The organism is Phenylobacterium sp. (assembly GCF_004299445.1).
Classification (GTDB): domain Bacteria; phylum Pseudomonadota; class Alphaproteobacteria; order Caulobacterales; family Caulobacteraceae; genus Phenylobacterium.
In genome coordinates, this window is the sequence record NZ_SCTC01000032.1 from 15,177 (window position 1) to 40,972 (window position 25,796).

Genomic DNA, 25,796 nt, shown 5'->3' on the forward strand with positions numbered 1-25,796 from the left:
CGTGCCGCCGGCGCGGCAAGCCCATATCCGAACTTCGCGGGAGGCGGCATGCGGGTCGTAGTGGTCGGCGCGGGAATCGGCGGCCTGTCGCTGGCGCTCAGCCTGCACGCCGCCGGCATCGAGGCCGTCGTCTGCGAGGCGACGCCCCAGATCCGCCCCCTCGGCGTCGGCATCAACCTGTTGCCGCACGCCGTGCGCGAGCTCACCGAACTGGGCCTGGACGCGGAGTTGGCGGCGAACGCCATCCCCACCGGCGCGCTCATGTACGCCAACAAGTTCGGCCAGGAGATCTGGCGCGAGCCGCGAGGCCGCGCCGCCGGCTACGCCTGGCCACAGTACTCGATCCACCGCGGCGTGCTGCAGGGCCTGCTGCTGGAGGCGGCCCGCGAGCGGTTGGGCGCCGACGCCATCCTCGCCGATCACGAGGCTGTCGCTGTCGAGAGCGACGCCACTGGCGCCACGGTCAACTTCCGCAGCCGCACGACCGGAGAGCCCCTGCCCGACCAGCGCGGGGACTTGGTGGTCGCCTGCGACGGCATCCACTCGGCGATCCGGGCGCAGTTCTATCCCGACGAAGGCCCGCCGATCTGGAACCGGCGCGTGCTCTGGCGGGCCACGACGCGGACGGCCCCCTACCTTGACGGCCGCACCATGGTGATGGCGGGCCATCAGGACGTGAAGTTCGTCTGCTACCCCATCGACCCGGCGGCGGAGGCCGAGGGCGAGGCGGTGATCAACTGGATCGCCGAGCTCCGCTTCCCCGACGAAGCGACCTGGCGGCGCGAAGACTGGAACCGGCCGGGCCGCGTGGAGGACTTTCTGCCCCGCTTCGAAACCTGGCGGTTCCCCTGGCTGGACGTGCCGGCGGTGATCCGCGGCGCCGAGGCGATCTACGAGTACCCGCTGGTCGACCGCGACCCCATCGCGCGCTGGACCTACGGTCGGGTGACCCTGCTGGGCGACGCGGCCCACCCCATGTATCCGATCGGCTCGAACGGCGCGTCGCAGGCCATCCTCGATGCCCGCACCCTGGCGTTCGAGCTGGCTGCCGCCCCCGACGCCGACGCGGCGCTCGCGCGCTACGAAGCGGCGCGGCGGCCGCCCACCAGCGCGCTGGTCCTGGCCAACCGCGGCAACGGGCCCGAGCAGGTGATGCAGCTGGCCGAGACCCGCGCACCCGACGGTTTCGCCCACGTCCACGACGTGATGAGCCCCGCCGAGCTGGAAGAGGTCGCGTCCAACTACAAGCGCCTGGCCGGCTTCGACCCCGAGGCCCTCAACCGCCGCCCGTCCCTCACCCCAGCGCGGCCGACAGGCCTAGGCTGAGGCCACGAACGTGTCCGCGGCGTGCAGGCTGGCGTCAAACAGCACACCCGCCGCCGTCTCGACGTCCTTCAGCGCGACCTGGTAGCGCGAAAACCGTCCCGGCTCGAACCGTTCGATCCCGAAGCGGTCGACCACGTCCTTCTGATTCAGGATGAAGGCGTAGACCTTCAGCACCTTCGCGCCGACCGCGCCCTCGGCGACGCAGACCACTTTGAAGAAGCGCAGCGGATACTTGATCGGCCCCTTGCCGAAATCCGCCTCGGGATCGTCGGCCGCCAGGATCGGGCCCGCGAGCAGGCAGGCGCGGGTGTCGCCGTCTTTGCGGCTGCGCTGGATGTGGTTCTCCAGAGAGCCCCAGATCCCCTTGATGCCGCGATAGGTGGGATCGTTGCGGGCCGGGTCCGACTGGTTGAACGCCTCGTGCTGGGGCGTGCAGTTCGTCCAGTGGAAGGTGTCGGAATTGGCGAATTCGATCTCCAGCTCGCTGTCGCCCCACTCGTTGTCCTCGCGCCGCACGATGTGTCCACGATCGATGTTGCCGGCCGGCTTGTAGAAATCGGCATCGAAGATCTGGTCCACCGCCTTCAGCCTGGGATCCGGGATCCAGCGGTCGTCGCCCCAGGACTTCCGGTCGCCCTTCGTCTTGCGCGAGGGCGCATAGTCGATGTTCGCCGCCGACCACATCTGCAGCCTGCGCGTCCGGTTCATGACCAGCTCGAAGTGGTGATACTTGAGCACCAGCGGCGCGCCATCGTCGCCCTTCACCAACTCGCCGACCCGCCCGGCCGCCACCGTCGGCGTCGGGACGCGGAGGTTCCCCATCGGGTCCAGGAACGCCGGGTCATAGCCCTCGCGGGCATCGTAGTCGGGGTCGAAGCGGATCGATTTCTCGACCGCGATCGTCCGAGGCGGCGATGCCGCCTCGACCGCCGTCGGGTCCGCCGCGCTGCCGATGTTGATCGTCACCGGGCCGGTAAAGGTCATCTGTACGTTCGACATTCCGGGGCTCACTGCGATGGTCGTGGGGGGCGATGCGACGCCGGGGATACGCTCCCGCGCCTGAGGGGCTGCGCCGACCAGCGCGATGCCCTCGGCCACGGGATCGATGGACGACGCCGCGAGACGGCGGACGATCTCCTGTTCGCTGGGATTGGCCAGCTGCATCGCGGCCAGCTTCGCCACGATCGCGCTGATCCGCACGCCCTCGTTGGCCACCCAGCGCACCGCATCGTCGCCCATCGTCTCGTTCCAGACCGAGCCGTCGCGGGCGATGACGTCCGCCCCCCGCATCTGCGGGATCGACGCATGATGCAGCGCCACCAGCTCCCACAGTTCGCTGAAGGCGGGCGAGCCGGACGATCCCTCCAGGGTGTCCGTCTCGTAGTGAAGGAAGCCGGTCTCCTCGAGGATGTCGATCAGCCGGTTCTGGGCGACGGCGTACTGTTTGGGCCCGCCCTCCGGATGCTGGATGATGTTGACCGGGTGGCCCTTGAGGATCTTCGGGCGCGCCTCAATGAGCGTGATCTGACCGAGGTCGGACAGCGTCTCGCCGGTGACCGCCAGGGGTGCGACCGCAACAATGGCGAAGTCCAGTGTGTCGTCGCTCACGAAGAACCGCTCCGGCTCGAGCTCGAACACGATCCCCTGGGCGATGCCGCGTTCTCCCTGCTCGTGCAGGAAGTTCGCGCCGCGTCCGACGGCGTCCGAGCGCGTCGGAAAGACGTGCCAGTTGGTCATCAGCAAGTCGGGCGCGATGAGGAACCCGGTTCCGAACCCCTGAGGCACCAGGCCAGGACTTGCGTTCTCGATGATGCGCGCGACGGGGCGGCCCGCGGCCCGCGCCTGCTCGCTCGGCGGCAGGCCGATGAAGTCGAGCGTCGCGCCCATCCGCCGCTCCAGCCCCAACGGCAGCCGCACCGAGCCGGCAGCCACGTTGTGCAGGTAGGAGACGTCGCGCACCCGAGCCTTGTAGAGCGCCTGCCGCTCGGGCGAGTCCGCCGCGCCGGGTCCCTGTTGGGCGACCACGCGGCGGGTTTCGGATCGGACCTCCTCGCGGGCCTGCCATCGCGCAATGGCGCCGGTCTGGATGATGCGACGCGCCTCGCGCAGGCGATTCAGATCACTCACGGCCGCGCCGCCCAGGGCGCAACGGCACGACTGTGTCCGACACGGAGTCCCCTCCTCGCGCGAAGATCGCGCGTCGGCACAACTATCACCTGAATATGACAGGCTCGCAACCAGCGAGCCGCCACGGCGCTACCGCGGCAGCTTCGACGACCCCATCAGGAACTCGTCCACCGCGCGGGCGCACTGGCGGCCTTCGCGGATGGCCCAGACCACCAGCGACTGGCCGCGTCGGGCGTCGCCGCAGGCGAAGATGCTGGGCTGCGAGGTCTGGTAGTTGGCCACCGTGGCCTTCACATTGCCGCGCGGATCCAGCGCCACGCCGCTCTGCTCCACCACCCCGGCCTTCGTCGGACCCACGAAGCCCATCGCCAGGAACACCAGGTCGGCCTTCAGCTCGAAGGTCGAGCCCTCGATCTCGCGCATCTGCAGGCGGCCGTCGTCGCCGGCGACCCACTCGACGCGGGCGCACTCCAGCGCGGTCACCTGGCCGTCCTTGCCGATGGCGCGCTTGGTCACCACCGCGAAGTCGCGCTCGACGCCTTCCTGGTGCGAGGACGAGGTGCGCAGCTTGAGCGGCCAGTCGGGCCAGGTCAGCGCCTTGTTCTCGTGAACGGGCGGCTGCGGCATGATCTCCAGCTGGGTCACCGAGGCCGCGCCCTGGCGGTTGGAGGTGCCGATGCAGTCCGAGCCCGTGTCGCCGCCGCCGATGACGACCACGTGCTTGCCCTTGGCGTTGATCGTGCCGGTGGGCGCGGCCTGGGCCTCGTCGTCGCCGGCGTTGCGCTTGTTCTGCTGGGTGAGGAACTCCATGGCGTAGTGCACGCCCTTGAGCTCGCGGCCGGGCACTTCCAGGTCGCGCGGATCCTCGGCGCCGTTGGCCATGACCAGCACGTCGTAGTCGTCCAGCAGGCGCTGGACGCTCACCATCGACCCCACCTCGAAGTTGGTGCGGAAGATCACGCCCTCGGCCTCCATCTGCCGGACGCGCCGGTCGATGAGGTGCTTCTCCATCTTGAAGTCGGGGATGCCGTAGCGCAGCAGGCCGCCGACCCGGTCGCTCTTCTCGAACACCGTCGTGGCGTGGCCGGCGCGGGCCAGCTGCTGGGCGCAGGCGAGGCCCGCCGGGCCGGACCCCACGATCGCGACCCGCTTGCCGGTGCCGCGCTCGGACGGCTCAGGCTTGATCCAGCCCTCTTCCCAGCCGCGATCGATGATCTGGCACTCGATCGACTTGATGGTGACCGGCGTGTCCGGGATGTTCAGCGTGCAGCTGGCCTCGCAGGGCGCGGGGCAGATGCGGCCGGTGAACTCCGGGAAGTTGTTGGTGGACAGCAGGTTGTCCAGCGCTTCGCGCCACTGGTCGCGATAGACCAGCTCGTTGAAGTCGGGGATCTGGTTGTTCACCGGGCAGCCCTGGTGACAGAACGGAATCCCACAGCTCATGCAGCGCGACGCCTGAGCCTGCAGCTCGGACTTCGGCAGCGGAACGACGAACTCGTTCCAGTGCTTCAGGCGCTCGGCGACGGGCGCATAGCCCCGGTCGTGGCGCTCGATCTCCAGAAAGCCGGTCGGCTTACCCATCTTTGGTCCCCAGCAGTCTGAAGCTATTCGGCCGCGACGGCGGCCGCGGCGCGGCGCTCGGCCGCCATATCGGTCAGCGCACGGCGGTAGTCGCGCGGCATCACCTTCACGAACGACGGCAGCACGGCGTCCCAGTTCTCCAGGATCTCGGCGGCGCGGGCGCTGCCGGTGTGCAGATGGTGGCGTTCGATCAGGATGCGCAGTCGCTCGACGTCGTGTCCCAGCAGGTCGCCCATGCCGGCGTTCTCCACCGACACCGAGCGCTGGCTGGGCCTCAGGGCCTCATCGCCCAGCGAGTTGAACTCGACGGGGTCAAGGTCGACCATGGCCTTGTTGCACAGCGGCTCGAAGCGCTTGCGCGGATCGTAGACATAGGCGACGCCGCCGCTCATGCCCGCCGCGAAGTTGCGGCCGGTGTCGCCCAGCACCACCACCACGCCGCCGGTCATGTACTCGCAGCCGTGGTCGCCCACGCCCTCGACCACCGCCACGGCGCCCGAGTTGCGCACCGCGAACCGCTCGCCCGCCACGCCCTCGAAGTAGGCCTCGCCCGCTATGGCGCCGTACAGCACCGTGTTGCCGACGATGATGTTGCGGGTGGGATCGCGACGGCTTTCGGCCGGCTGGCGCACCACGACGCGGCCGCCCGACAGCCCCTTGCCCACATAGTCGTTGCCGTCGCCGATCAGGGTCAGGCTGACGCCGCGGGCCAGGAAGGCGCCGAAGCTCTGGCCGGCGGTGCCGCGCAGGGTGAGCGCGATGGTGTCCTCGGGCAGGCCGGCATGGCCGTAGCGCTTGGCCACTTCGCCCGACAGCATAGCGCCGGCGGTGCGGTTGACGTTGCGGATCGTGTACTCGGCCCGGACCGGTTCGCCCTTCTCCAGCGCCGCCTTGGCGTCGGCGATGAACTGGTGGTCCAGAGCCTTGTCCAGGCCGTGGTCCTGACGGTCCTTGTTCCAGAGGCACGCCTGGCCCTCGGCCGGCTTGGCGTACAGCAGGCGCGACAGGTCGACGCCGTGGGCCTTCCAGTGGTCGACCGCGTGGGCCATGTCGAGCCGGTCGACGCGGCCGACCATCTCGTTGAGCGTGCGGAAGCCCATCTGGGCCATGATCGCCCGCAGCTCCTCGGCCACGAAGAAGAAGTAGTTGATCACGTGCTCGGGCTGGCCGGTGAAGCGCGCGCGCAACACCGGGTCCTGCGTGGCCACCCCCACCGGACAGGTGTTGAGGTGGCACTTGCGCATCATGATGCAGCCGGCCGCGATCAGCGGCGCGGTGGCGAAGCCGAACTCGTCGGCGCCCAGCAGCGCGCCGATGGCGACGTCACGGCCCGTGCGCAGACCGCCGTCCACCTGCACCGCGATGCGGGTGCGCAGGCCGTTCAGCAGCAGCGTCTGCTGGGTTTCGGCCAGGCCGATCTCCCAGGGCGAACCGGCATGGGTCAGCGAGGTCAGCGGGCTGGCGCCCGTCCCGCCCTCGAAGCCCGAGATGGTCACATGGTCCGCGCGCGCCTTGGCGACGCCGGCGGCCACGGTGCCCACGCCCACTTCCGAGACCAGCTTCACCGAGATGCGGGCGCCCGAATTGACGTTCTTCAGGTCGTGGATCAGCTGGGCCAGATCCTCGATCGAATAGATGTCGTGGTGCGGCGGCGGGCTGATCAGGCCCACGCCCGGCGTCGAGTGCCGGACCTTGGCGATGTTCTTGTCCACCTTGTGCCCGGGCAGCTGGCCGCCCTCGCCGGGCTTGGCGCCCTGGGCCATCTTGATCTGGATGTCGTCGGCGTTGACCAGGTACTCGGCGGTCACCCCGAAGCGGCCCGACGCCACCTGCTTGATGGCCGAGCGCATGGAATCGCCATTGGGCAGGCGCACGAAGCGGTCGGGCTCCTCGCCCCCCTCGCCCGTGTTCGACCGGCCGCCGATGCGGTTCATGGCGATGGCCAGCGTCGTGTGCGCCTCGCGGCTGATCGAGCCGAAGCTCATCGCGCCCGTGGAGAAGCGCTTCACGATCTCGGACGCGGGCTCCACCTCGTCCAGCGCGATCGGTGTCTCGGCGAGCTTGAAGCGCATCAGGCCGCGAAGCGCGAGCACGCGCTCGGACTCGTCGTTGATGGCCTTGGCGAACTTCTCGTACTCGGCCGGGATGTTGCCGCGCACCGCATGCTGCAGGCCCGAGATCGATTCCGGGGTCCAGGCATGCGCCTCGCCGCGCAGGCGCCAGGCGTACTGGCCGCCGACGTCCAGCATGGTCTTGTAGATCGGGTTGTCGCCGAACGCGTCGCGGTGACGGCGCACCGTCTCCTCGGCCACCTCGGCCAGGCCCACGCCCTCGATGGTCGTGGCGGTCCCCGTGAAGTACTTGTCGATCAGCGCCGACGAGAGCCCGACGGCGTCGAAGATCTGGGCGCCGCAGTACGACTGGTAGGTCGAGATGCCCATCTTGGACATCACCTTCATGATGCCCTTGCCGACGGCCTTGATGTAGTTCTTGCGCACGTCGTAGGCCGACAGTGACAGGCCGTTCTTGACCCGCAGCTGCTCCAGCGTCTGGAACGCGAGGTACGGGTTCACCGCCTCGGCGCCGTAGCCCGCCAGGACGCAGAAGTGGTGCACCTCGCGCGCCTCGCCGGTCTCGATGACCAGGCCCGTCTGCATGCGCAGACCCTGGCGGATCAGGTGGTGGTGAACCGCCGCCGTGGCCAGCGCCGCCGGGATCGGGATCCGCCCCGCCGACACCTCCCGATCCGACAGGATCAGGATGTTCATGTCGGCCAGCACGTTGTCGGTGGCCTCGCGGCACACGCGGTCCAGCGCGGCCTCCAGGCCCGCCGCGCCTTCCTCCGCCGGCCAGGTGATGTCGATCGTCGCGGTGCGGAACGCGCCGTCCAGCAGCTCGCTCACCGCCCGGATCTTGGCCAGATCCTCGTCGGTCAGGATCGGCTGGGCCACTTCCAGCCGCTTGTGGGTGCCGGCCTGGCGGCCCAGCAGGTTCGGCCGCGGCCCGATCATCGAGACCAGGCTCATCACCAGCTCTTCCCGGATCGGGTCGATGGGCGGGTTCGTGACCTGGGCGAAGTTCTGCTTGAAGTACTCGTAGAGCAGCTTGGCGCGGCCCGAGAGCACGGCGATGGGCGTGTCGTGCCCCATCGAGCCGATCGGGTCGTCCCCGTCGCGGCCCATCGGCTCGAGGAAGAACTGCAGGTCTTCCTGCGTGTAGCCGAACGCCTGCTGGCGATCGAGCAGAGTGTCGGAATCGTTGGGCTGGGCCTCGGCGGCGACGCCCTCCAGCTTCAGCTCCTCCAGCTTGAACTGGGTGTCGGCCAGCCACTCCTCATAGGGCTCGGCCTCGGCGAGGGTCCGCTTGATCTCCTCGTCCTCGATAATGCGCCCTTCTTCCATGTCGATGAGCAGCATCTTGCCGGGCTGGAGGCGCCACTTGCGCACGATGCGCTCCTCGGGAACGTCCAGGACGCCCACCTCCGAGGCCATGATCACATGGTCCTGGTCGGTGATGACGAAGCGCGCGGGACGCAGGCCGTTGCGGTCCAGCGTGGCGCCGATCTGCCGGCCGTCGGTGAACGCCACGGCGGCCGGGCCGTCCCACGGCTCCATGAGGGCGGCGTGATACTCGTAGAAGGCCTTGCGCTTGGCATCCATCAGGGGATTGCCGGCCCAGGCCTCGGGGATCAGCATCATCACCGCCTGGGCCAGCGGGATACCCCCGGCGACCAGCAGCTCGAGCGCGTTGTCCAGGCACGCGGTGTCCGACTGCCCATGCGGGATCAGCGGCCACATCTTGTTGAGGTCGGGACCGAGGAGATCGCTCTCCAGCGTGCGCCGGCGCGCGTTCATCCAGTTCACGTTGCCGCGGACGGTGTTGATCTCGCCGTTGTGGGCGATGAACCGGTAGGGGTGCGCCAGCTTCCAGGACGGGAAAGTGTTGGTCGAGAACCGCTGGTGGACCAGGGCCAGCGCGCTCTCGCAGCGCTCGTCCCTCAGGTCCTTGTAGAAGCTGCCCACCTGCCCCGCGAGCAGCAGGCCCTTGTAGACCACCGTCCGGGTCGAGAACGACGGCAGGTAGACGTTGACCAGGTCAGGCAGGCCGCGCTTGGCGGCCACGTCGGCCAGCGGGTTCTGGAACTGTTTGCGGACGGCCAGGATCTTCCGCTCGTGGGCGTCCTGGTCCTTCACGTTCGGGCCGCGGCCGACGAACGCCTGGCGGATTACCGGCATCGACGCCAGGACGGCGTCGCCCAGGCCCGTGGTGTCCACGGGCACGTCGCGCCAGCCCAGCAGCGGCTGCTTTTCCACCTTCAGGAAATGCTCGAACTGCTCCAGCGCCGCCGCGCGGGCCAGGGCGTCCTGCGGCAGGAAGCACATCGCCACCGCGTACTCGCCCAGCGGCGGCAGCTCGACGCCCTCCTCCTGCGCCCACGCGCGGTAGAGACCGTCCGGAATCTGAATCAGAATCCCGGCGCCGTCGCCCACCAGAGGGTCGGCGCCCACGGCGCCGCGATGGTCGATGTTGACCAGGATCTGCAGGCCGGCCTGGATCACCTCGTGCGATTTGCGGCCTTTAATGTTGGCCACAAAGCCCACGCCGCACGCGTCGTGCTCGTTCCGGGGATCGTAGAGTCCTTGCCGTTCAGGCAGAGCCATCGTCGTCGTCTTCCAATCAACCACGCGCAAGCACGGCCCCACGTCTCGAACGAGGGGTCGCGCGCGCACCTCACCGCGCCTTTAAGCGGCAAGATCGTGCCTTGTCGATAGTTGGGCCTGCTGCCCAAGGGTAAACTTTTCTAATCCCTGGATCAGAAGGCGGTGATCGGCAGGGCGGCTGTCTGGGAGAGCGGGGAGCCGCCATGGGCAGGCGCGGCGTTCCGTCGCGAGGGGTGCGCCGGCGCCTTGGTCCCGCCGCACGCGCCTGGGCTCAGGCGATCAGCAACCCTTCGCCGCCGCGACGCGCCATCAGCTGATCGATCGTGCCATAGAGGCTGGTCATCGAGACCGGCTTCTGGATCACCTCGTCGGCGCCGGCTTCCCGGCAGTCGGCGTCGATGGTCGCGCCGGAGTCCGCGGTCACCACGATCACCGGCAGGTTCGCCTTGCCGTCGTCGCGGGCGCGGATGTGGCGGATGGCGGTCATGCCATCCATCCCCGGCATGCGCAGGTCCATCAGGACCAGGTCGTACTCGTTGGCCTCGATCATCGCGAGGCCCGCCGGACCGTCCTCGGCCTCGGTCATCTCGATCCCGCCGGCGGTCAGCATCTCCTTCACGACGCGGCGGTTGATCTCATTATCCTCGACGAACAAGACCCGCATGCGGGGAGCTCCAGATGTGTCGGGAGCCCGACGCCCGACAGCCTACGCCTCCACGGTCAAGGTTAACATCGCCTGGGCGGCGCAAGTTTTCGATCCGGACATGTGGTCGCGCTCAGCCTGACCCGGGTCCGCAGCCTTCAAGCTTGCGTGAGACCGATGCGCGTGCCGCACAGCACGACCTCGCCGTCGGCGCCCAGGCGACCGCGCGCCTCGGCTCGAGCGCGCACGGCGTCAGGGTCGCGCACCGCGACGTCGAAGGCGGCCACGCCCTCGCCCCGTCCGTCGGTCGCGCGGGTGAACCGGATCTCGCCGTCCTTCAGGGGGATCGACCAGGTCTCGCCGCCGCCGGTCCGCTCGCGGCCCAGCACCTCGGCCCAGCGCTTCGACATCGCATCGGGGTCGTTGGCCTGCACCTCGGCGGCGACGATCTTCGTCGAGACGTCGGTCTTTACATTGTCCTTCCATTTCGGACCGCCCCACTCCCAGCGGTCGTAGGGGACCATCTCGTCCAGCGACAGGATCGCCCCGCCAACGTCCTTCGGGTGCAGGTGGGTGAAGTGGACGCCGTCGCCGTCGAACACATCGGCGAAGCGCACGCCCTTGGCCGTCGCCAGCTCGCGTGACGCCTTGATGTCGTCCACCTGCAGAATGACCATGTAGCCGCCGTCACCGCCGCGCTTCTCCAGCAGCCGTCCCGCCGTCGTCCCGGCCTGGGTGGGCGAGACCACCTCCAGGAAGGTGTCGCCGATCGGCCAGACGGCGTTGTGCAGGCCGTACTTCCTCACACCGGGATCGGCGTAGTCGCCGCCCAGCCCCAGCACGTCGACGATGTCGGCCTTGGCCGCGGCGAGATCCTCGCCCACCAGGGCGATCTGACGGATGCGCATGCTCTTCCTCCCACCTTCGTCGTTGGGAGCAGACTACCGAGCCGCGGGCCTCGGCGTCGAGCCTTACGGGGCGGCGCCTTCCGCCTGCGCGGCCGCAAGCCTATCGTCCTGGCCAAGAGGAAGGGAACGAACACCATGGCCGACATCGACACCGGGACCACCGACCTGCTCGCCCGCCAGGACGGCGGCGTGCTGACGCTGACGCTCAACCGCCCCGAAGCGCGCAACGCGCTGTCCGGAGACATGCTGGCGGCCCTGTCCCAGCAACTGGCCTGGGCCGAGCTCGAGCCGTCGGTTCGCTGCATCGTGGTCACGGGCGCTGGCAAGGGCTTCTGCGCCGGCGGCGACGTGAAGGGCATGGCCAGCCGCAACTCGGGCGGCGAGCCCCAGAGCCTGGACGACCGCCTGCAGGGCCAGCGCGTCAGCCAGCGCGCCACCTCGGGCAAGCTGTTCAAGATGGCCAAGCCCACCATCGCCGCCCTGCCCGGCGCCGCGGCCGGCGCGGGCCTTGGCATCGCGCTCGCCTGCGACCTGCGGATCATGGCCCGCTCGGCCGTGCTCACCACCGCCTTCGCCAAGGTGGGCTTCCCGGGCGACTACGGCGCGGGCTTCTTCCTCTCCAAGATGGTCGGCGCCGCCAAGGCCCGCGAGCTCTTCTACTTCTCCGACCGCGTGAGCGCCGACGAGGCCCTGGCGCTGGGCCTTGTGAACTGGGTGGTCGAGCCCGAGGAGCTTGAAGCCAAGACCAAGGAGATCGCCCAGAAGCTGGCCTCAGGGCCCTCGGTCGCCTTCCGCTACATGAAGGAAAACCTGAACCGCGCGCTCATGGGCGCCGACGTGGACGAGTACCTCGATATCGAGACCACCCACCAGGTCCACTGCAGCCAGACCCACGACCACCAGGAAGCCGCCAAGGCCTTCGTGGAAAAGCGCGATCCGGTATTCCTGGGGCGGTAACGCCCTTCTGAACGTCGTGGCCGGGTGGGGCTAGAATACGCTCCACCCCATGCGCGCCGCCAGCCGCTCCAGCGCCAGCGTGCCCACCTGGGAGTTGCCCACCTCGTTCAGCCCGGGCGACCAGACGGCCACCGCCGCCTTGTCGGGCACCACGGTGAGGATGCCTCCGCCCACGCCGCTCTTGCCGGGTAGGCCTACCTGGAAGGCGAACTCGCCTGAGGCGTCGTAGTGGCCGCAGGTCATCATGATCGCGTTGACGCGCCGCGCATGCTCGGGCGACAGGATGCGTTCGCCGGTCAGCGGGTCCTGCCCCTCCTTGGCCAGGAACAGCCCCGCCCGCGCCAGCTGGCGGCAGGTGATCCGCAGCGAGCACTGGTGGAAGTAGGTCTGCAGCACCTCCTCCACCGGGCTGTGCATGTTGTCGAAGCCGCGCATGAAGTTCGCCAGCGCGTAGTTGCGGAAGCCCGTGGCCGCCTCGGAGCTGGCCACCTCGCGATCGACGTCGATGGTCTCGTTGTCGGCCAGCTTGCGCAGGGTGTCGCGGATGTCGGCGATCGCCTCGGCCGAGGTCCGGCCCGCCAGCACCGCGTCGGTCACCACGATGGCGCCGGCGTTGATGAAGGGGTTCCGCGGCACGCCCTTCTCGGCCTCCAGCTGCACGATCGAGTTGAACCGCGACCCCGACGGCTCGCGCCCCACCCGCCCCCACAGGCTCTCGCCGATCCGGCTGAGCGCCATGGTCAGTGTAAAGACCTTCGAGATGCTCTGGATCGAGAACGGCATCCAGGCGTCGCCATACTCGGCCGTCTCGCCGCTCGTCGTGATCACCGCCATGCCGAAACGATTGCCGTCCACGCGGGCCAGGGCCGGGATGTAGTCGGCGACCTTCCCCTCGCCCCGATGGGCGTCCATCTCGCGCCCGACGGCGGCGACGGTCTCTTGCAGGTTGGGCGCGGGGTTCGGAGCTTCGGTCATGCCGAAGGCTAGAACGTCACCTTCGCGCTGAGAACCACCCGGCTGTCGTAGGTCTTGCCCAGGCTATGCTTGTCAGTGTCGTGATAGCGAAGGTCCAGGCCCAGGTTGTCGGTCAGCGCATAGCCCATGCCGACGTTCCAGGTGGTGTAGTCGCCCGCGCCGTCGAACGTCTGGCGGCCCAGCGCCCCGCTGAACGACAGCTTGTCGGTGGCCGAAAACTCGCCGTTGATCTCGTAGTACATCGACGTGTCGACGTGGGCGTAGCTGTCGGGCACGTAGTACAGCCCGGTCCCCAGGGTCACCGGTCCCAGCGGGATCGTGGCCTTGGCCTGCAGCTCGATGTAGTCGGCGTCCGCGCCCGACGGGGCGTCCACATAGCCATAGTACAGCACGCCCAGGTCCAGCGAGACCGCGCCCAGGGTCGGCGCGACGCCGGCGTAGAGGTCGAACTCGGCGTCGGTGGAGTCGTTGTAGTCGACGTTCGACACCCAGACCCCGGCATAGAACAGGCCCGAGCTCACATCGACGCCGCCGAACACCTGCGGGTTCTCGTCGGTGTTGCTGACGCCCCGGAACACGTAGTCGGTGGCCGCGCCGACATTGAAGTCGACCGACAGGCCGTCGTCCTGAGCCAGCGCGGGGCCGGCGGACAGGGCGGCCGCGGCGGCGGCGAGGAGAAGGGTCTTGCGGAGGCTCATGCCGAATCCTGCGGAAGCGAGGGACACACTCAGCACGCAACACACTTAACGGAAGCTTGGCGGCCTCCGGCAAACAGATCCGGCCGCAGCCGTCACCCGTCCAGCAGCACCTCGCCGAATTCCCCGCGCATGCAGTGGTTCGAGCTCATCGAGGCCGCGTAGCCGCCGGCGTTCAACAGCGCGATCCGGTCGCCCTCGGCCAGCGGCGGCATCGACTTGCCCGTGGCCCAGGTGTCGAGCGCCTCGTTGATGTTGCCGGCGATGGTGACCGGCCGCCAGGGTCCGTCCCGCAGTGCGCAGGCCGCCGGCTCGCACGGCAGGTCGTAGTAGGCCGGCTCGGGCGCCAGGTTGAAGCCGCCGTCCACCGCCACGAACGTCACGTCGCGCTTGGGCTCCACGTCCACGACCCCCAGCACCAGGACGCCCGCGTCCTTCACCAGATAGTCGCCGGGCTCCACCGCCACGGTCACGTCGCGGCCCGCGAAGCGCCTCTGCAGGATCGCCGCCCACCGGCTCAGGTCCAGCGGCCGGTCGCCCTCGCGGTGCGGCAGGCCCAGCCCGCCGCCCACGTTCACGGTCCGCACGTCCGGCGCGTCGTCCAGAAACGCCAGCCCCGCGCCCACCGCGGCGTCCCAGGCGTCGAGCTCGGCGGTCAGGTAGCCGCAGCCCACATGGAAGTGCAGCGAGGTGATGCTCAGCCCATGCGCCCGCGCCATCGCCAACGCGTCGGGCCATTGCTGGCGATAGATACCGAACTTGGTCGCCTCGGCGCCGGCGTAGGTCAGCCGCTCGCTGCTCCCGTAACCCGTTCCCCGCTCGGGGTTCACCCGCACGCCGATGGCGCGGCCCGGCGCCCGCTCGCCGATCCGCCGGATCTGGCCGACGCTGTCGCAGTTGATGGTCAGGTCCGGATGCTTCAGCAGCCGGTCCAGGTCGCGGTTCGATACCGCCGTGCCCGTGAAGCTGATGTCCCGCGCGGCGAACCCCGCCGCCAGGGCGCGATCCACCTCCTCGGGCGAACAGACGTCGACGCCGCTCCTGCCCCACTGCGCCATCGCCTCCAGCAAGGGGACGAAGCGGTTGGCCTTCATCGCGTAGTACACCCGCGTCGGCCGGCTCACGGTCGCCAGCGCCGCCTGCAGCCGCGCCAGGTTCGCCGCCACCCGCTCGGCGCTGTAGAGGAACAGCGGCCCCTCGGCCTCGTCGGCCATCGCCGCCACGTCGCGCCCGGCGAACATCAGCCGCCCGTCCACATAGTCCAGGTCGTCGCGCGACCACCAGAACCCGGGCTCGGCCCGTGCGGCCGGCCGCCCGCTCACGACGCGTCCAGCGTGGCGAGGTAGGCGCGGCCCTCGGCGTTGGCCCCCTCGGCCCGGCCGGTGATCCAGCGGCGGCAGCTGGACGCGCCGCACTGGCAGGCGAACTGCCGGTAGAGCACGTCCTCGGTGGCCGCGTAGTCGATGGTCAGCAGCCCGCCCGCATCGATGTCCCTCAACGCCTGGAGCTCGAACCTCGACATGTCGAGCCGGCAGTTCGGGTCGCAGGCGTGCGACAGGAAGCCGATGTATTTGGTGTCGGCGATGTGCAGCGTGTCGGTCACCTGCAGGCTGTGCAGCCGCAGCTCGGGCGTGATCAGGCCGGTGAAGTGATGCACCACGTCGCCCGCCTGGCGCGCGACCAGGGTCTTCACGCCCAGCCCGTGCTCGGACGAGGTGTCCAGCACCTCGAGGGCTTCGTCCTGAAGGGCCCAGGATTCGCGTTGCGTCGACATCACAAGCCCAGGATGCCCTATTCGCCCATGGGACGAGAAGGTGACACGAGGTCGTAAGACCTCGAAAAGCGAAGCCTGTTGCGCCCGCCGTCACGGGCATAGCCGACCTCGTCCATCAGCTTGCGCACCAGCAGCACCCCCAGCCCGCCCACCGCGCGGTCGTCGACGTCCAGGCTGGTGTCGGGCGCCGCCGCGGCGGTGGGGTCGAACGGCGCGCCGTCGTCCGCCACCTCGACCGCCACGCGGCCGTCCTGCGCCGTCGCCGCCACGTCCACGCGGGCCGCGCCGCTGTAGTCCAGCACGTTGCTCAGCACCTCGTCGGCGGCGATCATCACGGCGCTGGCCGCGGCCATGGGCACGCCGGCCCCGTCGAGCCAGACCTCGAGCGCGTCCATCAGGTCGGGAAGGCCTGCCCTGCCGCTGGAGAGCGTATGGGAGAAATCAGCGTCCATATCGCCCTTGCGGGGACTCACCTGCCCCACTCTAGTCACGTGGCCAATTATCGCAAACTGCCCGATACTGGCCATCGCAGGATCATGAGACGAGCCGATGCAGATCAGTGAACAGACCCGTGACGGCGCGCTGGTGATCCAGGCCTCCGGGCGGCTCGACTCCAGCTCGGCAGGCGCCCTCGAGGCCGTCCTGCCCGCGCGCATCCAGACCCATGATAAGGTGGTGCTGAACCTGACCGACGTGGCCTATGTCTCCTCCGCGGGCCTGCGCGTGCTGCTGATCGGCGCCAAGGCGGCCCGCGCCGGCGGCAAGAAGCTGGCCCTGGCCGGCCTGTCGGAGTCGGTCCGCGAAGTCTTCGACATCTCGGGCTTCACCAGCCTGTTCACCATCGCGCCGGACGTGGACGGGGCGATCGCCGCGCTGGGCTAGCGCCTCTCCCGGGCGCCGCCGCGCCTGGGCTACCCGACCGCCCCCACGAATCCCGGCCCGCTCAGCAGGGCGCCGAGATCCTCGACGATGTCGGCCGCCGCCACGCCTTGGGCGCGGGCCACATAGGCCTCCGCCCGCGCGGCATCCCCAGGGTCCAGCAGGCTGACCGCCGCAGCGGCCACGGGTTCCGCCATCGACCATGTCCGCCACGCCAGCCGCACAGCCCCGAACGCCGCCTTCGCTTCGGCGATGCGGTCCTCGGCCTCGCCCTCCAGCAGGTGCGTCTCGAAGTAGCGTTGCGCCGCCAGCGCCTGGGCCAGCGCCGCGGCCGGGGTCTCACCCGCGCAGACGCCCATCACCAGCCCGGCGCGGTCGCCCTGACTGGCCACAGCGTAGAAGCCCCCCGCCGGCGGACGGCCCAGCCGGCGGATCGCCACCGTCGCCCCGCCCGCGTCGACCGTCAGGGCCGGGAAGGCCGTCTCGTGGAAGGCCGCCGCGCTGGCGGCCTCGTCGCGTTCGCGGTCGCGGCGGGCCAGTTCGTGGCGGCCCCGCGCCAGACGGCCCTGCACGCTGGTGCGCATCAGCCGCACCGCCAGCGCCAGGTCGCGGGTCTCGCGGATCCGGAAACCCTCGATGTCGGCCGCCGGCGCGTCGGTGCGGATCGCCTCGATCATCGCGCTGGAGCCGGCCAGCTCGCGCACGATGCTGCGCGCGATCACCAGCGCCAGCACCAGGCCCACCAGGCCCGCGCCCGCCACCAGAACGACCAGCAGCCGCAGCAGCCCCGCCATCCGCTCGAAAACCGGCTGGGCGTCGATCCGCGCCACCACGAACCGCCCCTCCGCCGCCGGCGCCAGTCCGGTCACCCGGTGATGGCCGTGGGTGTCGATCTCGATGGGCAGCGCTGTGGGCCGGGTCGGCCGCGCGAACGGGGTGCGCCCGCCGGGCGGCGGATTGCCCGCCAGCTGCCAGAGCCGCCCGTCTGGTTCGACCAGGTAGAGGCTGGTCAGCCCGGTGACATGGCGCGCCGCGTCCTTGATCCCGGCGTCGCGGACCGGGTCGGCCAGGGCCGCGCCCAGGTCCTGGGTGTCGGCGAAGGCGGCGACGGTGACAGCCGCGGCGATCGCCTGGCGTTCCAGCCCCCGCTCGGCCTCGGCGCGCTCCCAGAAATAGACCAGGCCCGCGTTGACGCCGGCCAACAGCAGGAACAGCGGCACGACCAGGAGGAGGAAGGCGCCCCGGATGCTCATCGCGCGGCCCGCTCGGCCAGGTCGCGCAGGCCCACCACGAACTCGGGGCACTCGCGGGCGATGGTGAAGACGTGCGGCTTGGCGATGACCAGGGCCTCCAGTCCCTCGGGCCCCGCCGTGTAGTCCGCCGTCGTCGCCAGGCCGAACAGGAGGCCGGGCGCGTCGAACACGACCGGCGCGGCGACGCCCTCGACCTGCGCGCCGCCCGCGATCACCACGAACAGCGCCTCGGCCACCAGTCCAGCGGGCAGCACCAGCTTGCCGGCCTCGAACCGCCGCGACCGCGCATGCCGCGCGATCAGCAGCAGCTCGGTGTCCTCCAGCCGCTGGAACGGCCCGATCTCGCGCAGCGCGAACAGGCGGTGGACCACCTCCGGCCCGATCATGCCTGGGCCTCCTCGGCCACCACGCCATGCCGCGCCACGGCCAGCGCGGCCCAGCGGGCGGCCAGCTTGCGGTCCCTGGCGAAGCGCGCCGCCAGCTCGGCCATCGCCCGGCGCTCCAGCCGCGCGTCCAGCCCGTCGTCGGCCGCCCGCCAGACCACCTGCCGGGCCTTGTCGCGCAGCAGCACCACGGGATCGGCGGGCCCCAGCGCGTCAACCAGAAGCCGGGCGTTGCGGTCGCGGTCCTTGGCCAGAGTGTCAGTCCAGGCGGTGCGCATCATCGCCACCAGGTCGCTGGCCAAGTCGCCCAGCGAGGTCCGCAGGCGGCGAACTTCCCTCGGAGCGGCGGTCTCGGCGGGCGGCGCCCGGTCGCCGGCGGCGATCCGCAGGGCCTCGGATTTCAGCGCTTCGATGGGGCGCGCCACCCAGCGCAGGATCAGCAGGGTCACCAGCGCCGAGGCCAGCAGCGAGGCCACCCCGATCAGGGCGCTGACCAGCAGCGCGTTCTGGGTCGCCACCTCGATCACCGAGATGTTCACGTCGGCCCCCGCCGTGGCGACGATCCGGCCCTGCTTGTCGCGCACCGGCGCTGCGGCGGTCTTGAGCAGGCCCCACTGCTCCTGGAACTCGATGGGCGAGATGTAGAGGCTGCCGTCGGTCTGGGTCCTGCGCAGGCCGGCGCGGGTCTCGGGCGTCAGCTCGTCTTCCGAGCCGATCGTCGAATGCTCGTCGCCGACGGTGGCATCCAGCACGTAGATCACGTCCTGCGTGCCGCCCAGCACCTGGGAGTACAGGTAGGTCAGCCCCAGCTCGCTGCGGATACGGCGCATCGGCAGCACGTTTCGTCGGTACTGGGCCATCTCCTCGACCGCCTCGGCCGGCGCGCGCACCTGGGCCGCCCGGATCAGGAAGTCGTGGTCGTTCGGGTCGAGCAGCGCGCCCGTCAGCGCGCTGGTGGTCACCAGCTTGCGCGAGAAGCCGTCCAGGATCGTGTCGTAGAGCCGCGTATAGGTCAGCGCGCCCAGTCCGATCGCCAGTACGACGATGGCCGGGGTGAAGGTGCGCCAGAGCAGCGCCTGGATGGGAATCCCGTCAGGCCGCATAGGCGCGCGTGTCCTGGGATTTCAGCATGGCCAGGGCCAGGTCGGGATAGCGGGCCGCCACCTCGTCGATGTCGGCGCGCGACAGCCACCATGAGCCGCCCGCCAGGGTCAGTTCGACCGGCTTGCGCGCCGCCGGCGTCGCCGTCACGCGCTCGGCCAGCGCCACCTGGGCCTCGATGGAGGCCTGCGCCAGTTCCGGCCGCGCGCGGATCGCCGCCACCAGGTCGACCACCGTCGGGTGGTTGTCCGGGTCGAGGCCCAGCAGGGTCATGAAGCTGTCGCGGAAGATGGCCGGCATGCCGGGCTCGATCCCGCCGCGCAGATATCCCGCCAGCTCGGCCGCCGGGACCAGATCGCGCAGGGCCTGCGCCGCCGCCGCGGCCTCGAATCCGTGGGCCGTGTCCACCGCCGTCTTGAGCAGGGACAACAGGTCGCCGTCCGCTCCGCCGGCCGCGACGCCGTGGCGGGTGATCAGCGGCTCCAGCTTCCTCCAGGTGGCGTGGTCGACACCCGCGGCGACGGCCTCGATGGCGTTGCCCCGCACCTTCGGGTTGGCCGAGTGCAGCGACACGATCAGCAGGTCGAAATCCGGCAGCCGGCCGCCCAGGGCCAGAAGCTCCAGCGTGAAGTCCACCGACTCGGCGATCCGCTGGCGATAGGCATGCGCCAGCAGCGAGATGGCCGGCGAGCGGTGGGCCTCGGCCTCCAGGCGTTCGGCGACGGCCAGCCGGGGGCCCGTCTCGCCCAGCTCCTCGCTGACCAGCCGGTCCAGCTGCGACAGGAACTGCGCATGGCTCAGGGTCGACAGTGCCCGGGCGGCCACGGCGCGGGCGCGATAGGGCGTCAGGTACTGGCCCAGCGCCTGCATCAGCCGCGGGATCGCCGCCTCGCCCAGCCCGGCCAACATCGCCTCGACGGCGCGCAGCTCACGCGGACTGAGGCGCGCGGCGGCGTTCAGCAGCGGCGGGATCGCCTCGACGTCGCCGATCGCAGCCAGGATCTCCAGGATCGTGCGCCGGCTGGCGCGGTCCATGGTCGGCAGGTTGGCCACGAGCGGGCCCACCAGCCCGATGTCGCCAGGACCCACCACGCTCACCAGCGCCGTGAGCGCGTACTTCCGCACAGAGGGCGACGGGTCGCTGAGCTTGGCGGCGAAGGCCTTGGTGGCCCCCGACTCCTCCTCATCCCCGTCCGAGCGCTCGGGGGGACGCGCGGCGTGGGCGTGCAGCAGCCAGCGGGCGGCCGCCGCGGCGCCCGAGTCGGGCTCGGCGGCCTTGGCCTTCAGCGCCTCGGCGGCGGCCGGATCGAACACCGGACGGGCCAGATCCGGGTCGCCGAAGTTCAGCCAGCCGCGGCGCATATTGGCCTCCATGGCCCCGGGGTAGAAGTGACGCAGCGCCATCACCACGCCCACCAGCACCGCGCCCAGCACCACGCCGATCCCCGACAGCTCGCGCATGTCGGCGGTCTTGGCCGCCATCAGCAGGAAACCGCCCGCCAGCAGGCTGGCCAGTGGTTCGGCCAGGCCCTCGACCATGGTGCGGAACGGCCGCTTCACCGCCGACGGCGTCGCGTTGAACAGCAGGTTCTGGTTGTTGTACTCGATCGACGTCAGCACGCCGTGATAGGCGAAGAAGGCTGCGAACGCCGCCCACTCGCCCCCCGCCACGAAGAAGTAGGCGAACACCGCGAAGTAGCTCAGCGGCAGGATCAGCGCCACGTTGCGCACCCCCGCCCGCGTCACCAGCCGGTTGAACACGAACAGGCAGATGACGAGGTTGAAGATGTTGGTGGCCGCATAGAGCTGGCCGAACAGCGCCGCCAGCTCGGCCTCGCCCCGGCCCTTCTGCAGCACCGTCGAGTACTGGTACTCGGCCAGATTGGTCATCAGGAGCGTGACGAACAGGGTCAGCACCAGCGTCACCGCATAGGGCGAGCTCTTGAACGTCTGGGCCACGCGCAGGAACTGGGTGCGCACGTCGCCGGTCTCGCCGTCGAGGTCGGCGTCGCTGTCGGCGATCCGCGTCCAGCGCCGGCGCAGCATCGCCGCCACCGGCGCCGTCGCCAGCGCCACGCCGGCCCACACCAGCATGAACGCGTGCATCGGCACCACCGCCGCCAGCAGGCTGACGATCAGCGCCCCCAGGGTGGTCCCCAGGGCGCAGAAGGCGGCGAACAGCGGGAAGAGGCGCTTGGCGTCCTGGATGTCGAAGTAGGTGTCGGTGAAGTTCCAGAACAGCGTGTAGAGGCCGATGTACCACATCGCGAGGTACAACTTCAGCGCGTAGTAGAGCCAGGTGTCGAAGGGCTTCGGCAGGCCCACCTCGATCAGGCCCCACAGGATCGCCCCGCCCGCGATCAGCAGGCCCAGCGTCACCTCGACCACCCGGTCGATCGAGAAGCGCACCAGCAGGTAAGAGAAGAGGGCGGTGTAGACCAGCATCACCGCGGGCGTCAGGAGGAAGATCACCGGCAGCTTGCCCGCGCCCACGTGCGTCAGGAACGCCGCATCGCCCGCCGCGAAGCCGATACCCATCCCGGTCTGCAGCATCAGTCCAAACAGCCCGAACTGCAGGAGCTTCGGCCACTCCCCCGGTTCGACCTTGAACAGACGGTTGACCAGGTCCCGCAAAATCTTCCCCGCGCCCGATGGGCCGCGTTAACGACCGGTGGGTATTTCTCTATAGACTAGCTTCCAAATTCCGAACGAACGCCACGGGCCCCAGCCGCGATGACAGATCCCGCTGCAGACGCGCCCAAGCGACGGCGGCGATTCCGTCTCAAGACGCAACTCTTGCTGCTGCTGGGCGTGCTGAATCTCGTCGCGGCGGCGGCCTATTCGTTCGTGCTGTACGAAGTCGACCGCGCCGCGATCATGGCCGGCATCGACGGGCGGCTGCGGACCGCCGTTCTGGCCGTCAACGAGATGGCCTCCGACGAGTACCATGCCCGCATCATCGGCCCGGACTCGATCCCGAAGGAGGAATACCGCCGCCTGCAGTACCGCATGTCGCGGTTCGCCGACGGCGCGGGGCTGGCCTATGTCTACACCTACATGCGCTTCGGCGACGAGATCCGCACGGTCTCGACCAGCGCCACGCGCCGCGAGATCGAGACGCGCCAGGAGGTGCCGTTCTTCGCCCTCTACGACACCGCCCCCGTCGAGCTCGAAAAGAGCTTCGAGGACGGTCAGATGAGGTTCGACGAGTACCAGGACGAGTTCGGCCGCTTCCGGTCGCTCTACATGCCGGTCACCGGGGTGGATTCACGGCGGTACGTGATCGGCGCCGACATCGACCTGCGCATCGTGCGCGAGCGCCTCGCCGGAGCGCTGCGCACCGCGATCAACGTCGGCATCGGCATCTTCGCGCTGTCGATGGCCATGGGCTGGCTGCTGGTCGACCGGATCGTCCAGCCGCTGATGCGGCTCACCGACTTCACCCGCAACATGGGCCAGCGCAACTTCGAGCCCGACCCGCGCGAGATCGCGGCGATGAACGCCATCAGCCACCGGCGCGGCGACGAGGTGGGCAGCCTGGCCGAGGCGATGACCGCCATGATCGCCCGCCTCCAGCGCTATCTCGTGGAGATGGCGGCGGCCACCGCGGCGCGCGAACGGGTCGAGGGCGAGCTGTCGGCCGCGCGCGACATCCAGGAAGGCATGTTGCCGCGCACCTTCCCACCCTTCCCCGAGCGCCACGACGTCGACGTCTACGCCATGCTGCAGTCGGCCAAGCAGGTGGGCGGCGACCTCTACGACTACGTCTTGCTCGACCGCGACCGGCTGTTCTTCGTGGTGGGCGACGTCTCGGGCAAGGGCGTGCCGGCGGCCCTGTTCATGGCCATGACCATGACCCTGTTCAAAGCCACGGCGCTCGCCTCAGAGGCCGGGCCCGACGAGATCATGGCCCGCGTCAACGCCGAGCTCAGCCGCGACAACGCCGGCCAGATGTTCGTCACCGCCTTCTGCGGGATCATCGACCTCACCACCGGCGCCGTCGCCTTCGCCAACGGCGGCCATGAGGCCCCGTTCGTCCGCACCGCGGACGGGACGGTCACTCGCCTGGAAAAGACCCGCGGCATGGCGCTGGGCGTGTTCGAAGACGCCGAGTTCCAGCTGGCCCACCGCCAACTGGCCCCGGGCGAGGCCCTGATCCTGTTCACCGACGGCGTGTCCGAGGCGGCCAACGCCGACGACGATCTCTTTACCATCGCCCGCATCGAGACCGCGCTCGCCTCCGTCAGCCGCGGCGCCTCGGCCCGCGGCCTCGCCGAAGGCCTGGCCGACGACGTCCGCGTCTTCGTGGGCGAAGCCCCCCAGTCCGACGACCTCGCGATCCTGGTGGTGCGCTACGAGGGCTGAGGCGCACACTGCGGGAGCAGCTCCCGCCACACGCGAATCGTGTTGTGGCCAATTTCGGATCGCATAGATTGCGGCTCGATTTCGAGTCGGGGGACCATCATGAAGCGTACGAACATGCTCGCCGCCACCGCGGCGATGGCCTTGTTGGCGGCTGCGACGCAGGCTGCCGCCGCCACCTACACCCTCACCTACGAAGGGCTTGTCACGTCGGGCATGGATACCGGTACGTTCGGCGTGATCGGTGACTTGGCGGGCTACCGCTACACCGCCGTCTTCACGGTCGATACGGCTACGCCGGGCGCGTCGGTCACCAGCTTCCCCGGGTTCGCAAATATCTATGGCGAGGGCGCGGCCAGCCCGGTCTTCGCGACGCTGACGATCAACGCGATCACCCGCAGCTACGGCAGCTTCAGCGGCCAGGCCACCGATATGGACGGGGTCGTGACGGGCTTCGGCGACGACAGCCAGGCAGCGCTTGCCTACTCCCAGGAAGAAATCTGCGGTGGTGTCGGCGAAGACTGCCTCATCTACGATCTCGGCGTCTATCACGCGGCCGCGAGCAAGACGAACGACCTCGCTGACGGCGATCTCGAAACAGCGCCGCCGAGCCACATCTACGGCCCCAACGACTTCACGTTCGCGGGCTTCCATGATCGCCGTACCATTGATCCCTGGGCGGGCATTTTCGAGTACCGGGCGCAGGGTAGGTTCCTGGTTGAGAAGCTGACGGTCACATCCGGCGCGGTGCCCGAGCCCACGACCTGGGCGCTGCTCATCCTGGGCTTCGGGATGGCCGGCGCTGGCCTGCGCCGACTCCGGCCTCTTCACGCGGCCTAGCCAACGCCCCCTCTACCGCTTGCGGGGAGGGGGACCACTAAGCGGTGGAGGGGCCGCTTCCGGCTCGGTCCCCTAGCCCCCCACCGCCCGCCAGCCCCCGATGGGCTGCAGTGTCGCGCACGCCGGACCGCCGTCCTTGTCCCGCCCGGGCAGGTTGGCTTCCAGCACCTTGCCCGCCAGCGCCGCAGCGATCAGCTCCGTGGGCAACAGGTGGATGTCGACCTTCACCCGCCGGCTCCAGTGCATGCCGGCCTGCCCCGCCTGGCCGCCTATGGCGATGTAAACGAACCGCCGCTCCGGCCCCTCGCTGCGCACGAACTCGCCCAGGAACCTGGGTCCATCGGCCACGCGCGCCGGCACGTCGAACGTGACCGGGCCGTCGCCCGCGATCATCGCATCGACCGGTCGGCTTTTCTTGTCCTGCAGGCTGTAGGCCACCCCGGGCACGGGATCGGAAATGCGCAGCCGCAGCATGATCGTCTTCCCGGCCGGCATCGCTAGCCCAGCGTCACCGGCGGCCGGTCGCGGCCGTGCATCTTCTTCAGGAACAGGCGCATGTTGTCGATGACCTGCTTCAGCTCGGCCGGCGGGGTCGGGCCGCTTGCCGCCATCGCCGCCGCCATCCGCGGATCAGCCTCCGCCTCCCAGGGCAGGAAGTCGAACCGGTCCTCGGCGCCCAGGATCCACACGATCGGATAGGGATAGCCGAACAGCACGCCCTTCAGCGGCTCGCGACCGGCCAGGTGGAACGCCACTGACGCGGCGTTCTCCGCCCCCATGATCGCTTCCAGCACGTCCAGCGAGATCACGATCGTGCCGGGCCGGGCGAACTTGGCGATGCGGAAGCCCAGGTCGATGTCGGGGCCGATGTAGTCCAGGTGCGCGCCCTGCCCGCTGGACAGCTCAGGGATCTCGATCTCGATGTTCGGCCCGCCCACGTCGGCCAGCCACGCGGTGCCCTTCAGCCGCAGGGGCAGCTCCTGGAAGTGCTTGTCCTCGTACATCCGCATGGTGCGCAGCAGCGCCAGCAGGATCGAGGTCACCTCCTCGGGGCTCTTGGGGTCGACCTGGAACAGCACCTCGTCGCCCGACACCTTCCAGACGCTGATGTCGGGCGTGTGGTCGTCGTCCAGGAACTCGAACCCGATCTGGCCGGCGACCATGAGCGGGAAGTTCGTGAAGAAGGCCTTGAAGGTGGCGAGCCACGCCTCCGAGCCCTGGCCGGTGAAGCGGGCCTTGAACTCGGTCGAGCCCGTTATGTCGACCGACAGGAACAGCCGCGGCATCCACATCCCCTGCTGAGCCGACGCGCCGGCCCGGAGCCGCCATAC

At 69.8% G+C, this 25,796-nt stretch carries 21 protein-coding genes; 5 read left to right on the forward strand and 16 right to left on the reverse strand.

Annotation, left to right across the window (positions count from 1 at the left end):
• The first annotated feature begins 48 nt into the window (after positions 1 to 48).
• Positions 49 to 1,326: a flavin-dependent oxidoreductase gene (locus EPN98_RS07350; protein WP_293362025.1), complete on the forward strand. Its 1,278-nt coding sequence runs from the start codon at positions 49 to 51 to the stop codon at positions 1,324 to 1,326.
• Here the strand turns inward: EPN98_RS07350 and EPN98_RS07355 are convergent.
• The 5 genes from EPN98_RS07355 to EPN98_RS07375 form a co-directional block, all read right to left on the reverse strand.
• Positions 1,318 to 3,453: a DNA/RNA non-specific endonuclease gene (locus EPN98_RS07355; protein ID WP_293362026.1), complete on the reverse strand. Its 2,136-nt coding sequence runs from the start codon at positions 3,451 to 3,453 to the stop codon at positions 1,318 to 1,320. The two genes, EPN98_RS07350 and EPN98_RS07355, sit on opposite strands and share 9 nt — an antisense overlap.
• Positions 3,454 to 3,582: 129 nt before the next feature.
• Positions 3,583 to 5,034 (reverse strand): glutamate synthase subunit beta, encoded by a 1,452-nt coding sequence (locus EPN98_RS07360; protein WP_293362027.1) that lies wholly within the window; start codon positions 5,032 to 5,034, stop codon positions 3,583 to 3,585.
• 23 nt (positions 5,035 to 5,057) lie between these two features.
• On the reverse strand, positions 5,058 to 9,695 hold the full coding sequence (gltB, locus tag EPN98_RS07365; RefSeq protein WP_293362028.1) for a glutamate synthase large subunit: 4,638 nt from the start codon (positions 9,693 to 9,695) through the stop codon (positions 5,058 to 5,060).
• A gap of 271 nt (positions 9,696 to 9,966) precedes the next feature.
• Positions 9,967 to 10,359, reverse strand: a complete 393-nt coding sequence (locus EPN98_RS07370) for a response regulator (protein WP_293362029.1) — start codon at positions 10,357 to 10,359, stop codon at positions 9,967 to 9,969.
• A gap of 137 nt (positions 10,360 to 10,496) precedes the next feature.
• Entirely contained in the window at positions 10,497 to 11,246 is a 750-nt protein-coding gene (locus tag EPN98_RS07375; RefSeq protein ID WP_293362030.1) for a VOC family protein, read from the reverse strand.
• A gap of 135 nt (positions 11,247 to 11,381) precedes the next feature.
• Here EPN98_RS07375 and EPN98_RS07380 point away from each other — a divergent pair, with 135 nt between their 5' ends.
• Positions 11,382 to 12,203, forward strand: a complete 822-nt coding sequence (locus EPN98_RS07380; RefSeq protein WP_293362031.1) for an enoyl-CoA hydratase-related protein — start codon at positions 11,382 to 11,384, stop codon at positions 12,201 to 12,203.
• Positions 12,204 to 12,233: 30 nt separating this feature from the next.
• On the opposite strand, the gene EPN98_RS07385 is transcribed toward EPN98_RS07380, so the two are convergent.
• The 5 genes from EPN98_RS07385 to EPN98_RS07405 form a co-directional block, all read right to left on the reverse strand.
• Complete coding sequence (locus EPN98_RS07385) at positions 12,234 to 13,178, reverse strand: glutaminase (protein ID WP_293362032.1); 945 nt, start codon at positions 13,176 to 13,178, stop codon at positions 12,234 to 12,236.
• Positions 13,179 to 13,186: 8 nt separating this feature from the next.
• Entirely contained in the window at positions 13,187 to 13,876 is a 690-nt protein-coding gene (locus tag EPN98_RS07390) for a TorF family putative porin (RefSeq protein WP_293362033.1), read from the reverse strand.
• A gap of 92 nt (positions 13,877 to 13,968) precedes the next feature.
• On the reverse strand, positions 13,969 to 15,195 hold the full coding sequence (locus EPN98_RS07395; RefSeq protein WP_293362034.1) for a diaminopimelate decarboxylase: 1,227 nt from the start codon (positions 15,193 to 15,195) through the stop codon (positions 13,969 to 13,971).
• Positions 15,192 to 15,647 carry an SET domain-containing protein-lysine N-methyltransferase gene (locus tag EPN98_RS07400; protein WP_293362035.1) on the reverse strand — a complete coding sequence of 152 codons (456 nt, stop codon included), beginning with the start codon at positions 15,645 to 15,647 and terminating at the stop codon, positions 15,192 to 15,194. The genes EPN98_RS07395 and EPN98_RS07400 overlap by 4 nt, the downstream gene beginning before the upstream one ends.
• A 17-nt stretch (positions 15,648 to 15,664) precedes the next feature.
• Positions 15,665 to 16,120: an ATP-binding protein gene (locus EPN98_RS07405; protein WP_293362036.1), complete on the reverse strand. Its 456-nt coding sequence runs from the start codon at positions 16,118 to 16,120 to the stop codon at positions 15,665 to 15,667.
• Positions 16,121 to 16,196: 76 nt separating this feature from the next.
• On the opposite strand from EPN98_RS07405, the gene EPN98_RS07410 reads away from it, so the two are divergent.
• A complete protein-coding gene (locus tag EPN98_RS07410) occupies positions 16,197 to 16,529 on the forward strand; it encodes an STAS domain-containing protein (RefSeq protein WP_293362037.1) in 333 nt (110 codons plus the stop codon).
• Between the two features lie 29 nt (positions 16,530 to 16,558).
• On the opposite strand, the gene EPN98_RS07415 is transcribed toward EPN98_RS07410, so the two are convergent.
• The 4 genes from EPN98_RS07415 to EPN98_RS07430 are packed head-to-tail and all read right to left on the reverse strand — an operon-like array spanning position 16,559 to position 21,897.
• A complete protein-coding gene (locus EPN98_RS07415) occupies positions 16,559 to 17,779 on the reverse strand; it encodes a hypothetical protein (protein WP_293362038.1) in 1,221 nt (406 codons plus the stop codon).
• Positions 17,776 to 18,165 (reverse strand): hypothetical protein, encoded by a 390-nt coding sequence (locus tag EPN98_RS07420; protein ID WP_293362039.1) that lies wholly within the window; start codon positions 18,163 to 18,165, stop codon positions 17,776 to 17,778. The genes EPN98_RS07415 and EPN98_RS07420 overlap by 4 nt, the downstream gene beginning before the upstream one ends.
• Positions 18,162 to 19,265: a HAMP domain-containing protein gene (locus tag EPN98_RS07425; protein ID WP_293362040.1), complete on the reverse strand. Its 1,104-nt coding sequence runs from the start codon at positions 19,263 to 19,265 to the stop codon at positions 18,162 to 18,164. Before EPN98_RS07425 ends, EPN98_RS07420 begins: the two co-directional genes overlap by 4 nt.
• Positions 19,255 to 21,897: a hypothetical protein gene (locus EPN98_RS07430; protein WP_293362041.1), complete on the reverse strand. Its 2,643-nt coding sequence runs from the start codon at positions 21,895 to 21,897 to the stop codon at positions 19,255 to 19,257. The genes EPN98_RS07425 and EPN98_RS07430 overlap by 11 nt, the downstream gene beginning before the upstream one ends.
• A 162-nt stretch (positions 21,898 to 22,059) precedes the next feature.
• Between EPN98_RS07430 and EPN98_RS07435 the strand changes: the two genes are divergently transcribed.
• Together EPN98_RS07435 and EPN98_RS07440 are read left to right on the forward strand one after the other, a co-directional pair.
• The gene (locus EPN98_RS07435; protein ID WP_293362042.1) at positions 22,060 to 23,628 is read left to right on the forward strand and encodes a SpoIIE family protein phosphatase; all 1,569 of its coding nucleotides are present in this window, start codon (positions 22,060 to 22,062) and stop codon (positions 23,626 to 23,628) included.
• A 99-nt stretch (positions 23,629 to 23,727) separates the two neighbouring features.
• Positions 23,728 to 24,465: a PEPxxWA-CTERM sorting domain-containing protein gene (locus EPN98_RS07440; protein WP_293362043.1), complete on the forward strand. Its 738-nt coding sequence runs from the start codon at positions 23,728 to 23,730 to the stop codon at positions 24,463 to 24,465.
• A gap of 72 nt (positions 24,466 to 24,537) precedes the next feature.
• Here the strand turns inward: EPN98_RS07440 and EPN98_RS07445 are convergent, their stop codons facing one another.
• On the reverse strand, positions 24,538 to 24,939 hold the full coding sequence (locus EPN98_RS07445) for a DUF5990 family protein (protein ID WP_293362044.1): 402 nt from the start codon (positions 24,937 to 24,939) through the stop codon (positions 24,538 to 24,540).
• A gap of 23 nt (positions 24,940 to 24,962) precedes the next feature.
• On the reverse strand, positions 24,963 to 25,751 hold the full coding sequence (locus tag EPN98_RS07450; protein WP_293362045.1) for a hypothetical protein: 789 nt from the start codon (positions 25,749 to 25,751) through the stop codon (positions 24,963 to 24,965).
• Positions 25,752 to 25,796: the final 45 nt, after the last annotated feature.